The 11,641-nt window shown below is 62.8% G+C and carries 15 protein-coding genes; 11 read left to right on the top strand and 4 right to left on the bottom strand.

Annotated features, from left to right (window positions below):
- Positions 1-4: 4 nt before the first annotated feature.
- The 11 genes from D4765_RS12595 to D4765_RS12545 all read left to right on the top strand — a co-directional run bounded on the left by D4765_RS12595 (position 5) and on the right by D4765_RS12545 (position 8,939).
- Positions 5-562 (top strand): Cg1360 family ATP-synthase-associated protein, encoded by a 558-nt coding sequence (locus D4765_RS12595; RefSeq protein ID WP_201799311.1) that lies wholly within the window; start codon positions 5-7, stop codon positions 560-562.
- A 144-nt stretch (positions 563-706) separates the two neighbouring features.
- Positions 707-1,498: a F0F1 ATP synthase subunit A gene (gene atpB, locus D4765_RS12590; protein WP_272898625.1), complete on the top strand. Its 792-nt coding sequence runs from the start codon at positions 707-709 to the stop codon at positions 1,496-1,498.
- Between the two features lie 74 nt (positions 1,499-1,572).
- Positions 1,573-1,797 carry an ATP synthase F0 subunit C gene (gene atpE, locus D4765_RS12585; RefSeq protein WP_416351970.1) on the top strand — a complete coding sequence of 75 codons (225 nt, stop codon included), beginning with the start codon at positions 1,573-1,575 and terminating at the stop codon, positions 1,795-1,797.
- Positions 1,798-1,851: 54 nt separating this feature from the next.
- The gene (locus tag D4765_RS12580; RefSeq protein WP_136642653.1) at positions 1,852-2,427 is read left to right on the top strand and encodes a F0F1 ATP synthase subunit B; all 576 of its coding nucleotides are present in this window, start codon (positions 1,852-1,854) and stop codon (positions 2,425-2,427) included.
- Positions 2,428-2,429: 2 nt separating this feature from the next.
- Positions 2,430-3,230 (top strand): F0F1 ATP synthase subunit delta, encoded by an 801-nt coding sequence (locus tag D4765_RS12575; RefSeq protein WP_136642652.1) that lies wholly within the window; start codon positions 2,430-2,432, stop codon positions 3,228-3,230.
- Between the two features lie 36 nt (positions 3,231-3,266).
- Complete coding sequence (atpA, locus tag D4765_RS12570) at positions 3,267-4,904, top strand: F0F1 ATP synthase subunit alpha (protein WP_136642651.1); 1,638 nt, start codon at positions 3,267-3,269, stop codon at positions 4,902-4,904.
- Between the two features lie 3 nt (positions 4,905-4,907).
- Positions 4,908-5,807, top strand: coding sequence for a F0F1 ATP synthase subunit gamma (locus D4765_RS12565; RefSeq protein WP_136642650.1), 900 nt, complete (start codon positions 4,908-4,910; stop codon positions 5,805-5,807).
- A gap of 18 nt (positions 5,808-5,825) precedes the next feature.
- On the top strand, positions 5,826-7,310 hold the full coding sequence (gene atpD, locus D4765_RS12560) for a F0F1 ATP synthase subunit beta (RefSeq protein WP_136642649.1): 1,485 nt from the start codon (positions 5,826-5,828) through the stop codon (positions 7,308-7,310).
- A gap of 2 nt (positions 7,311-7,312) precedes the next feature.
- Positions 7,313-7,600 (top strand): F0F1 ATP synthase subunit epsilon, encoded by a 288-nt coding sequence (locus tag D4765_RS12555; RefSeq protein ID WP_136642648.1) that lies wholly within the window; start codon positions 7,313-7,315, stop codon positions 7,598-7,600.
- A 22-nt stretch (positions 7,601-7,622) separates the two neighbouring features.
- Complete coding sequence (locus D4765_RS12550; RefSeq protein ID WP_136642647.1) at positions 7,623-8,369, top strand: YaaA family protein; 747 nt, start codon at positions 7,623-7,625, stop codon at positions 8,367-8,369.
- Positions 8,370-8,489: 120 nt separating this feature from the next.
- The gene (locus tag D4765_RS12545; protein ID WP_136642646.1) at positions 8,490-8,939 is read left to right on the top strand and encodes a DUF5684 domain-containing protein; all 450 of its coding nucleotides are present in this window, start codon (positions 8,490-8,492) and stop codon (positions 8,937-8,939) included.
- Between the two features lie 100 nt (positions 8,940-9,039).
- On the opposite strand, the gene D4765_RS12540 is transcribed toward D4765_RS12545, so the two are convergent.
- The 4 genes from D4765_RS12540 to D4765_RS12525 all read right to left on the bottom strand — a co-directional run bounded on the left by D4765_RS12540 (position 9,040) and on the right by D4765_RS12525 (position 11,463).
- Positions 9,040-9,453 (bottom strand): GNAT family N-acetyltransferase, encoded by a 414-nt coding sequence (locus tag D4765_RS12540; protein ID WP_237280410.1) that lies wholly within the window; start codon positions 9,451-9,453, stop codon positions 9,040-9,042.
- Positions 9,446-10,036 carry a DNA-3-methyladenine glycosylase I gene (locus tag D4765_RS12535; protein WP_136642645.1) on the bottom strand — a complete coding sequence of 197 codons (591 nt, stop codon included), beginning with the start codon at positions 10,034-10,036 and terminating at the stop codon, positions 9,446-9,448. Before D4765_RS12535 ends, D4765_RS12540 begins: the two co-directional genes overlap by 8 nt.
- The gene (locus D4765_RS12530; protein ID WP_237280409.1) at positions 10,033-10,524 is read right to left on the bottom strand and encodes a methylated-DNA--[protein]-cysteine S-methyltransferase; all 492 of its coding nucleotides are present in this window, start codon (positions 10,522-10,524) and stop codon (positions 10,033-10,035) included. Before D4765_RS12530 ends, D4765_RS12535 begins: the two co-directional genes overlap by 4 nt.
- A 258-nt stretch (positions 10,525-10,782) precedes the next feature.
- Positions 10,783-11,463, bottom strand: coding sequence for a hypothetical protein (locus D4765_RS12525; protein ID WP_136642644.1), 681 nt, complete (start codon positions 11,461-11,463; stop codon positions 10,783-10,785).
- Between the last annotated feature and the right edge of the window lie 178 nt (positions 11,464-11,641).

Raw genomic sequence — 11,641 nt, 5'->3', positions numbered from 1 at the left:
ACCCGTGTCTACCGCCCCCCGCCCCCAGCCGGTCACGCTGAGTTCGACACCCATCCTCATCCGCGCACTGAAGGTCGCTGCGATCGTGACGGTGGCACTGATCGTCGTTGGGGGAGTCGCCGGGTACTTCATCGACTCATGGGTGGGCGTGACCAGCGCGGTCATCGGCTCAGCTATGGCGTTCGTGTTCCTGGCGATCACGGCAGCGAGCATCCTCATTGCCAACCGGTCATACGCGTCACCGCTGTTCACTGTGATGTTCTTCTCCATCGTGCTGGGTGCCTGGCTCCTCAAGTTCGTGCTCTTCATCGTGGTGGCGCTGCTGTTGCGCGACGAGCCGTGGATCAACAAGGTGGTGCTGTTCGGATTTCTGATCGTGGGGGTGATCGGCACGCTCGTGGTCGACGTCGTGGTCGTTTCGCGTACCCGCATGCCGTACGTCAGCGACGCCGGCCTACCGAAACCGCAGCAAGTTCTACCGAATGTCGAAATTGCGGCCGAAAACCAGCCGAAACTGCGGAATTCAGGCGAAGAGGATTCGTCAAGGGGCCCCAAAGCTTGATAGGCTTCACATGTTGGTTCAGCTGCGCCGGCCGTATTTCGCCTAGTTTGCAGCACCAAGCAATACCCCCGAATATTCGTCGACGCGAGAGCAGAGCTCCACGCCCCGATACAGGAGAAAGCGCTGCTATCTAACGCTGTAAACCTGCTAGCCCCGTTAGCAACCGATGAAGGTGGCTTTACGGGTCCCTCCATCAATGAATTTTTTCCTGATGTGCTGCTCTTCGCCGGTTCGCCGTTCGAGATCAACCGCATCATGCTCATCAGATTCATCGCGGTGTTGGCCATTGTCCTCATTTTCTGGCTCGGTACGCGAAAGATGCGTATCGTGCCCCGCCGATTCCAGAGCCTGGTCGAGATGGGGCTCGACTTCGTTCGCGTCAACATCGCCGAAGACCTGCTGGGCAAGAAAGACGGCCGGCGTTTCCTGCCGATTCTGACCACCATCTTCTTCATGGTGTTGTTCATGAACCTCACCGGCATAATCCCGCTCCTGAACATCGCGGGTACGTCGGTCATCGGTGTGCCGCTCGTTCTGGCCGTGGTGTCGTATGTCACGTTCATCTATGCCGGTGTTCGAAAGCACCCGGGTGCGTTCTTCAAGAACTCTCTGTTCCCGCCCGGCGTGCCGAAGCCCATCTACATCATCGTGGCGCCCATCGAGCTCGTCTCGACGTTCGTGCTCCGGCCCATCACGCTCACGCTCCGACTTCTCATGAACATGGTCGTCGGGCACCTCCTGCTGGTGCTGTTCTTCTCGGCGACCTCGTTCTTCCTGTTCACGGCCGGCGGGTGGTTCTCGCTGTTCGGCATCGGCACCCTCGCCTTCGGTTTCGTCTTCACCCTCTTCGAAATTCTCGTCGCGGTGCTGCAGGCATACGTCTTCTCGCTGCTGACCGCCGTGTACATCCAGCTCGCGCTGGCAGAAGAGCACTAAAACTACAACCCACAAACGAAGTGAGCCCGGCACCTGCCGACTCACTCCTACGAAAGGAAATACCCGTGGCAGACATCTCCGTACTTGCGGCCCTGAACGGCAACATCGCAACCGTCGGCTATGGCCTCGCAGCCATCGGCCCGGCAATCGGTGTAGGCATCGTCGTCGGCAAGACCATCGAGGGCGTTGCGCGCCAGCCCGAACTTGCTGGCCGCCTGCAGGTTCTGATGTACATCGGTATCGCGTTCACCGAGGCCCTGGCCTTCATCGGTATCGCCACCGGCTTCATCTTCACCTGAATCCGCGCCAATCCTCGACAAGCTATTCACCTTCACAGTTAGAAAGGAGGCACGATGTTACAAGCACTCTCCACTTCGGTGATCGCGGCTGAAGCGACTCACAATCCGATTGCCCCTGAAACCCCCGACCTCGTCTGGGGTGCGGTGTGTTTCGTCGTTCTGCTGGTGTTCTTCTGGCGCGCGATTCTGCCCCGCATGAAGAAGCTGCTCGATGAGCGCGGCGAGGCCATCGAAGGCAACATCGAAAAGGCCGATGTCGCCCAGCGCGAAGCCGAAGCCGTACTCGAGCAGTACACCGCTCAGCTTGCCGACGCTCGCGTCGAAGCAGGCACTATTCGTGACCAGGCCCGTACCGACGGCCAGCGCATTCTCGCTGAGCTGAAAGAACAGGCCACCACAGAGGCAGCCCGCATTGCAGCCAACGCACAGTCTCAGATCGAAGCGGAGCGTCAGGCAGCTGTCGTCTCACTGCGGTCTGAGGTCGGTTCACTGGCCATCGACCTCGCATCCGGCGTCATCGGCGAGAGCCTCACTGACGACACGCGTTCGGCGGCCATCGTCGACCGTTTCCTGCACGATCTCGAAGCCCGCGATCTCGAAGCCAGCGACTCCAAGGCGGTGTCTTCGTAAGCATGGGTAGCGCAACCAGAGAAGCCCTGGCTTCGTCGAAGAAAGCACTCGCTGCTGTTCCCGCTGGCTCGTTGACGCTGTCGATCGGTGAAGATCTCTTCGCCGCCGGTCGAATCATCGGGGGGTCAGCACAGTTTCGTGGTCTTCTCGCTGACCCGTCAACTGAGGCTGCCGAGAAGTCAGCCCTCATCGACCGTGTTTTCAGAAACGATTTGGGTGCAGATGCGTTGTCACTGCTGACCGCGATCACGTCTGCCCACTGGTCGACTCCGGATGAACTGCTCGGCGGTATCGAAGAGATCGCGCTTCGCGTCATCGCCTCCTCTGCTCCCGCGGGTTCGTCGATCGAGAGCGAGCTGTTCGAGTTCGGAGAAGCTGTCTCCAGCGATTCCGGCCTCGAACTCGCCATCGGCTCGAACCTCGGTTCGCCCGAGGCGAAGGTCACTCTGATCAACACCCTGCTTCAGGGTAAGGCGTCAGAGCAGGCGGTTGTGATCGTGCGCCACCTGGTGCAGCAGCCGCGCGGCCGCCGAATCGCCGAGTTGCTGAGATCGGCCGCGACCATCGTGGCCGACGAGGGTAACCAGTCGATCGCGACCGTCACCTCTGCCACCCCCATCGCTCCAGCGCAGCTTGACCGGCTGCGTTCGGCTCTCGGTCGTTCATACGGCCGCGAGTTGACCATCAACCAGGTCGTCGACCCGTCTGTTCTCGGCGGGCTGCGCGTTCAGATCGGCGACGATGTGATCGACGGCAGCATAGAGAGCCGCCTCAACGATCTTCGGCACAAACTCGCCGGCTAAGAACTACGCTTCACTAAACACACAAAAGGATTGGCAATGGCAGAACTAACGATCAGCCCCGACGAGATCCGCAACGCTCTTCAAGATTTCGTCAAGTCGTACGAACCGACCGCCGCGAGTGCTGTCGAGGTCGGTTACGTCATCGACGCGGCTGACGGCATCGCCCACGTGCAGGGTCTGCCGGGCGTGATGGCCAACGAGCTCATCACGTTTGCCGATGGCACGCTGGGCCTCGCCCAGAACCTCGAACAAGATGAGATCGGTGTCATTGTTCTCGGTGAGTTCAGCGGCATTGTCGAAGGCATGCAGGTTCAGCGCACCGGTGAAGTGCTCTCGGTTCCCGTCGGTGACGGCTACCTCGGCCGCGTCGTCGACCCCCTGGGCAACCCCATCGACGGTCTCGGCGAGATCGCGTCGACCGGTCGCCGTGCCCTCGAGCTGCAGGCTCCGGGCGTCATGAGCCGCAAGAGTGTACACGAGCCCATGCAGACGGGCATCAAGGCCATCGACGCCATGATTCCCATCGGCCGCGGCCAGCGCCAGCTGATCATCGGTGACCGCCAGACCGGTAAGACGGCCATTGCGATCGACACCATCATCAACCAGAAGGCCAACTGGGAGTCGGGCGACACCAACAAGCAGGTGCGCTGCATCTACGTGGCCATTGGCCAGAAGGGCTCCACCATCGCTTCGGTGAAGGGTGCCCTCGAAGACGCCGGAGCAATGGAGTACACGACGATCGTCGCGTCTCCCGCCTCCGACCCCGCCGGCTTCAAGTACCTTGCTCCCTACACCGGCTCGGCCATCGGCCAGCACTGGATGTACGACAGCAAGCACGTTCTCATCATCTTCGACGACCTGTCGAAGCAGGCCGAGGCGTACCGCGCGGTCTCGCTGCTGCTGCGTCGCCCGCCGGGACGCGAGGCGTACCCCGGTGACGTGTTCTACCTGCACTCCCGTCTGCTCGAGCGTTGTGCCAAGCTCTCCGACGAGCTGGGTGCCGGCTCGATGACGGGGCTTCCCATCATCGAAACGAAGGCCAACGACGTCTCGGCCTACATCCCGACCAACGTGATCTCGATCACCGACGGGCAGATCTTCCTGCAGAGCGACCTGTTCAACGCGAACCAGCGCCCCGCAGTAGACGTCGGCATCTCGGTGTCGCGCGTCGGTGGTGACGCCCAGGTGAAGAGCATCAAGAAGGTTTCAGGAACACTGAAGCTCGAGCTCGCCCAGTACCGTTCGCTCGAGGCGTTCGCCATGTTCGCTTCCGACCTCGACGCGGCTTCGCGTCGCCAGTTGGCTCGTGGTGCTCGTCTGACCGAGCTGCTCAAGCAGCCGCAGTACTCGCCGTACCCCGTCGAAGACCAGGTCGTCTCGATCTGGGCCGGTACGAACGGCAAACTCGACGAGGTTCCGGTCGAAGACATCCTGCGCTTCGAGCGCGAGATGCTTGACTACTTCGCTCGCAACACCGACGTTCTCACCAAGCTTCGCGAGACCAACGTGCTGTCTGACGACATCACCGCGGCTCTCGTCTCGGGTGTCGACGCGTTCAAGAAGGAGTTCCAGACGGGCGAGGGCAAGCCTCTCGCGTCGGTTGGCAGCGAGAAGTTCGCGTCGCTCCCGAAAGAAGATGTGAACCAAGAGAAGATCGTCAAGGGTCGTCGCTAACCGATGGCTGCTCAGCTCAGGGTCTACCGACAGAAGATCAAGTCTGCCCAGACGACCAAGAAGATCACGCGGGCGATGGAACTCATCTCCGCGTCGCGCATTCAGAAGGCGCAGGCTCGGGTGGCAGCATCCGGGCCCTACGCCCGCGCTGTCACGCGAGCAGTGTCGGCTGTCGCCACGTACTCCAACGTCGACCACATCCTCACCACCGAGCCCGAGAAGATCGAGCGCGCACTTGTCGTGATCTTCGCGTCAGACCGCGGGCTCGCCGGCGCTTTCAGCTCGAACGTGCTGAAAGAGTCTGAGCACCTCACGTCGCTTCTGCGGAGTGAGGGTAAAGACGTCGCCTACTTTGTTGTGGGTCGGAAGGCCGCCGCGTACTTCTCGTTTCGGAAGCGCGAAGCTGCCAAGACGTGGACGGGTGGCACAGACCAGCCGGCGTTCGAGGTTGCGAAGGAGATCAGCGACTCACTTGTCGAGATCTTCCTGCAGGAGGCCTCGGCCGGCGGAGTCGACGAGATCCACATCGTCTACAACCGTTTCGTGAACATGGTCTCGCAGGTTCCCGAGGTGACGCGTCTGCTGCCCCTCGAGGTCGTCGACGGCATCGAAGCGCCGGCCGACAACGAGGTGCTGCCGCTCTACGAGTTCGAGCCCGAGGTGGGCGACGTTCTTGATGCTCTGCTGCCCGTCTACATCGAGAGCCGCATCTACAACGCCATGCTGCAGAGCGCCGCTTCAGAACACGCTGCTCGCCAGCGTGCGATGAAGTCGGCCAGCGACAACGCCGACAAGCTGATTCGCGATTACACCCGACTGGCCAACAACGCCCGCCAGTCGGAGATCACCCAGCAGATTTCTGAGATCGTGGGCGGCGCCGACGCGCTGACCCCGGCTCGCTAGTTTGAGAAGAGAGAAGTTATGACACCGACAGCAACAGACACTTCGCCCGCTGCCGCCGACGTTAAGGTCGGAGGCATTGGGCGCATCGCCCGCGTCACCGGGCCGGTTGTCGACATCGAGTTTCCGCACGATGCCATCCCCGGTATCTACCACGCACTGAAGTCAACGGTCACCATCGATGGCGTCACCACGCCCATCACGTTCGAGGTCGCCCAGCACCTCGGTGACGACCTGGTTCGCGCCATCTCACTGAACCCGACCGATGGCCTGGTTCGTGGCCAGGAGGTCACCGACACGGGTGCGCCCATCTCGGTGCCCGTTGGTGAAGTCACCAAGGGCAAGGTCTTCAACGTCATCGGTGAGGTGCTGAACGCTGACGCTGACGGCACCATCAACGGCGAGAAGATCGAGATCACCGAGCGCTGGCCCATTCACCGCAAGCCCCCGGCGTTCGACCAGCTCGAGTCGAAGACGACTCTGTTCGAAACCGGCATCAAGGTCATCGACCTCCTCACCCCGTACGTTCAGGGTGGCAAGATCGGTCTGTTCGGTGGAGCCGGTGTCGGCAAGACCGTTCTCATCCAGGAGATGATCCAGCGCGTCGCGCAAGACCACGGTGGCGTCTCGGTGTTCGCCGGTGTCGGCGAGCGTACCCGTGAGGGCAACGACCTCATCGCTGAAATGGAAGAGGCGGGTGTCTTCGACAAGACGGCCCTCGTATTCGGCCAGATGGACGAGCCGCCGGGAACGCGCCTTCGCGTTGCGCTGTCGGCCCTCACCATGGCGGAGTACTTCCGTGATGTGCAGAAGCAAGACGTTCTGCTCTTCATCGACAACATCTTCCGCTTCACGCAGGCCGGCTCAGAGGTTTCAACGCTTCTCGGTCGTATGCCGTCGGCCGTGGGCTACCAGCCGAACCTCGCCGACGAGATGGGCGTTCTGCAAGAGCGCATCACCTCGACGCGTGGGCACTCGATCACGTCGCTTCAGGCCATCTACGTTCCGGCTGACGACTACACCGACCCCGCTCCGGCGACGACCTTCGCGCACCTCGATGCAACGACCGAGCTCTCGCGCGAGATCGCATCGCGTGGACTCTACCCGGCAGTCGACCCGCTCACCTCGACCAGCCGCATCCTCGACCCCCGTTACCTGGGCGAAGACCACTACAACACGGCTGTTCGCATCAAGGCCATTCTGCAGAAGAACAAAGAGCTGCAGGAGATCATCGCCATTCTCGGTGTCGACGAGCTCTCTGAAGAAGACAAGATCACGGTTTCGCGTGCACGTCGTATTCAGCAGTTCTTGTCACAGAACACGTACATGGCCAAGAAGTTCACCGGTGTCGAGGGTTCGACTGTTCCGCTGAAAGACACGATCGAGTCGTTCTCGGCCATCGCGAACGGTGAGTTCGACCACGTGGCTGAGCAGGCCTTCTTCAACGTCGGTGGTATCAACGACGTCGAAGAGAAGTGGGCTCAGATTCAGAAGGAAGACAACTAGCCATGGCTGATGTCACCGGCGCGGGCGCTGCCCCGCTGCAGGTCAGTGTCGTGTCGGCCGACCACGAAGTGTGGTCGGGCGGCGCAACGCAGGTCATCGCGAAGACCACTGAGGGCGAGATCGGCATTCTGCGGGGCCACGAACCGCTGCTGGCCATCCTTGCCGAGGGTGAAGTGCGTGTCACTCTGCCCGACGGAAAGCGCATCACCGCGCAGGCCGATGAGGGTTTTCTCTCGGTTGAGAACGACCGCGTGACCATTGTGGCGCGCGCGGCCGAACTCGTTTCTTAGGGTTCGCGGTAGTTCTTCTCTCTTGCTCGTACTTCTGCCACCGTCTGAGACCAAGCGTGACGGTGGTGCACTCGATCGGCTCGACCTGTCTTCGCTCAGCTTCGCTGGGCTGAAGACGCGTCGGGCCGAACTTGTTCGTGCCGTGCGGCTGCTTGCCCGCGACGCCGATGCCACCATCGCTGCGCTGAAACTCGGTCGCACCCTCGGCGCGGTCGAGGTGGAGCGCAATCGTCGTCTCACGCTGTCGCCGACCATGCCGGCGCTCGACCGGTACACGGGAGTGGTGTTCGACGCGCTCTCTGCAGAGAGCCTTCCCGTCGCTGCTCGCCAGTTCGCTGGGGCACACGTGGCCGTGCACTCGGCGCTGTTCGGGCCCATCCGCGTGGGTGACTCGATTCCGGCGTATCGGTTGTCGCACGACTCACGGGTACCGGGGTTGCCGCTGAAGAAGCATTGGGCAGCCGCTGCCTCTGCTGTGCTGGCGCGGGAGCCAGGGCTGTTGCTCGACTTCCGGTCAGAAGGATACGTTGCACTCGGGCCGGTGGATGCCCGTCCGAACACGCACTTTCTGAGGGTGTTCTCCGTGGGCACCGACGGCAAGCGCCGTGCCCTGAACCACTTCAACAAGAAAGCCAAGGGTGAGCTCACGCGGGCCTTGGTGCTGGCGGGGGTGGACTTCGCCTCGGTTGACGAGTTGCTGGCCTGGGCGCCTGGTGCAGGCTTCGATCTGCGGCTCACGCCTGACGGCGATCTTGCGCTGATGGTCTGAGCGCTGTCGCGCTGTCGCACTGTCGTTGTGTCGCGCGGTCGCTCTGACGGTATCGATGGTCGAAACTGACCACGAGACGCACCTCAAGCGGGTGACTCGTCGGGTTGGTACATTGTGGGGGTGTATTCCACTCATTCAGTTGGGCCCCTGTTCGCTTTCGTCGTTGTCGTCGTGATTCTTTTGACGGTATTGGTGGCGGTCGCGGTGTACGTGGTCGACGCATGGTTCATGTCGCTCGTGCTGAAGAAGATGGGCGATGCGCCATGGAAGGCGTGGGTTCCCGTCTACAGCAAGTGGGTGTTTCTCGAACACGGCGGGCAGCCCGGATGGTGGGCGCTGCTGTCGCTTGTTCCGATAGCGAACTACGCTGCGCTGGTGCTGGAAGCGATCGCTGCCTACAATCTGGGCGCGCGATTCGCAAAGGTGACCGTCGGCTGGGTCGTGTTGTACGTGTTCGTGCCGTACGTATGGCTCGCAATGGTTGCCTTCGATGACAAGGCCTACGACCCGTCAGTGCCGTTTCGCGTCGCTCCCATTGCCCCCATTGGCGGTCTGTCTTCCGCGATCTAGTGCCGTTGCGCGACCTCATCCCGTTGCCGAGAACGCACGCTCAATCGCGTACAGAGGGTGCGCAGCGTCTCGAGCGTGCGAAACTACGGCCGAGGTCGACTCAGTGTGGCCCGCTACGAACTGTTCGCCTCCATCGGCGCTCCCCATCGACGAGCGTTGCCGTCAGAGTGAGCCCGAGCTTCGCTGCGAATCCCATCGGCGTGCCGGTCAATCGATCAGCGATGACCCAATTGAACCAGCGTTCCATGCCGTCGGGGGAGTGGCCGAGGGTCTGTCGCTGATAGCGCGCTGTCAGCTCGTCGCGCGTGGGCGGCTTGCCTCCGGTATGGCGATACAACTGGGGATCGGCGAGCACCACCACCATCGGTTCGGCATGATCGACGGCCAGTGGGTCGAGTCGGAGTCGCTCGGTGATCAGCTCTCGCGCCAACGGTACTGGCAGCACCGCCGCCGAAGAAGCTGGTGTTGTGCGGGGAGGGGAATGGCTCGAGCGGTGATGGCCGGTCTCACTCATCGGCGGCCAGAAAGCACCCGGCGACGTGGTCATCGACCAGGCCGCCTGACTGCATGAGGGCGTACATGGTGGTGGGGCCCACGAACACGAAGCCGAGCGCACGAAGAGCTTTGCTCAGGGCGATGGAGTCGGGGGTGGTCGCGACGATGTCGGCGAATGTTCGAGGCCGAGGTCGCGAAGATGCGGGGGCGAAACTCCAGACCAGGCGATCGAGGGCGCCGACGGAGGAGTCGGCGATGAGCTTCTGCGTGATGCGGGCGTTAGTGATGACGGCGTTGATTTTTGCGCGATGCCGGATAATGCTGGCGTCGGTGACGAGGCGTTCGACGTCGGCGTCAGTGAAAGCTGCAACGGTGTCGATGTCGAAGTCGTGGAACGCCGCACGGAACGCTTCTCGGCGACGCAGGATGGTGATCCATGAGAGGCCGGCCTGGAAGCCCTCGAGGCTGATCTTCTCGAACAGCGCACGGTCGGAGTGGAGGGGTTTGCCCCACTCGGTGTCGTGATACGCGATGTAGAGCTCGTCTGTTCCCGCCCAGGCGCACCGCGTTATGCCATCGGCCCCCTGCACGATGGCGCTCATGCGTGACCGATGCTCTCGTGGTCGAGCAGCCAGACTTTGGTGGGAATGCCATTGCCCGCGCTGTAGCCGGTGATCTTGCGGTTCGACGCGAGTACACGGTGGCAGCCGACAATGATGGGAACCGGGTTCGAACCGACGGCACCGCCGACCGCCCGTGCTGATCCCGGTTTGCCGGCCAGCGCGCCGAGCTCACCGTACGACACGAACTCACCCCAGCCGAGACGCGCCAGCTGCAGCCAGACCGCGGTTTGGAATGGCGTGCCCTCGAGCTTCACGGGGAGGTCGAACTCGGTGCGGTCACCCGCGAAGTACTCGGATAGCTGGCGCGAGGCTTCGTCGAGGACGTCGTTGGAGTTCTCGGGCAGGTTCTCGTAGGTGAGAAGGCCGGCGCGCTCGATTTCGAGCGTGAGAATGGAGTCGTCGTCGGCCGTCAGTTCGAGCCGGCCGAGCGGACTCTCGACGCGGAGGAGGTGGGTTGGAGCTGTCATGATTCGACAGTAGTGCCGTGGCCCGACGTCGATCGCAGCTCCCGCTGAACTGTGGACAACTGTGTGATCCTCATCAATGTGCAGGAGCCGTGTACTCCGCAGGGCCGGGTCGAGCCGGGCTTCAGGCACCCGATCACGCTCTCAGCGGGCGACTGCCCGCTCGCACCGCCGCCGCGGGATCGATCGAGTGGCCCCACATCGTCGGTTGGTGCGGCCGGTGGCGACGTTCTGGGGAAAGTCGATGGGCGTGGGCATGGGTCAGAGGCGCCAGCTCAGGTCGCGCGGTGGCAGCTCGGTTCGGTTGAGGGTCTCGAACCAGATTCGGTCGAAGTGGGGGCGCTCGGCGGGCAGGAGCGCTTGGCGGGCCCGCTGCACGTTGAGCGAGAACTCCGTCTGGGGAGGCTCTTCAGACGGGGTGCACGTGCTTGCAGAGAGGTCGGCGCTCGGGGTGAGGGCTGGCGTGGGAGGGCGGCCGGTGGGTGAGCGGGGCGGCGGAGTCGGGGCATGGGCGTGGGGCGAGCATCCGGCGGCCAGGTTCGGGTAGTTCTCGGGGGCGTACCACTCGTTCCACTCGTCTTCTTCGGCTTCGGCGGCAAGCCAGTGGTCGATCACCTCGGTCAGGTGCGCGCGAGCGCGCCCTTCGTCGGGCGGGAGGCCGCGACGGCCCGACAGGAGTGCGAGCGCGAGCTCGAGGTGGATCTCGGCTAACACAGGGTCGCCGTGGTCGCCCCACCAGGTGGGTTCGCGCTCGTCGAACTCGGCGACGAGGTCGTCGGCGTCACGGTGGCCGAACATGCTGGCGACGTACGCCCAACGGTAGACGACGGGTTCTGCTTCATCGCCGTCGAGCCCACGAGTGACGGTGGCGAGCAGGGTGTTCAGTCTGCCGGCGCGAGCCAGCGCGACAAGGCGGGGGTCGAATGAGGCGGGAGTTGTCATGGGCGGGGCCCTTTCGGTGAGGGGTGGTGTCGATCAGAGGGCTGAGAGCGCGCCAGTGAGCCGGAGCGCCACAGTCAAAGCGAGCATAACTCGACCCTCTGACATGCGACCCTCCGACATTCGACCTCCGACATTCGACCCCCTCCGGCATTCGACCCACCCCCCGATATTCCACCCA

This window comes from Subtercola vilae, assembly GCF_004923255.1.
Classification (GTDB): Bacteria; Actinomycetota; Actinomycetes; order Actinomycetales; family Microbacteriaceae; genus Subtercola; species Subtercola vilae.
This window is presented reverse-complemented; position numbering and strand designations above follow the sequence as displayed.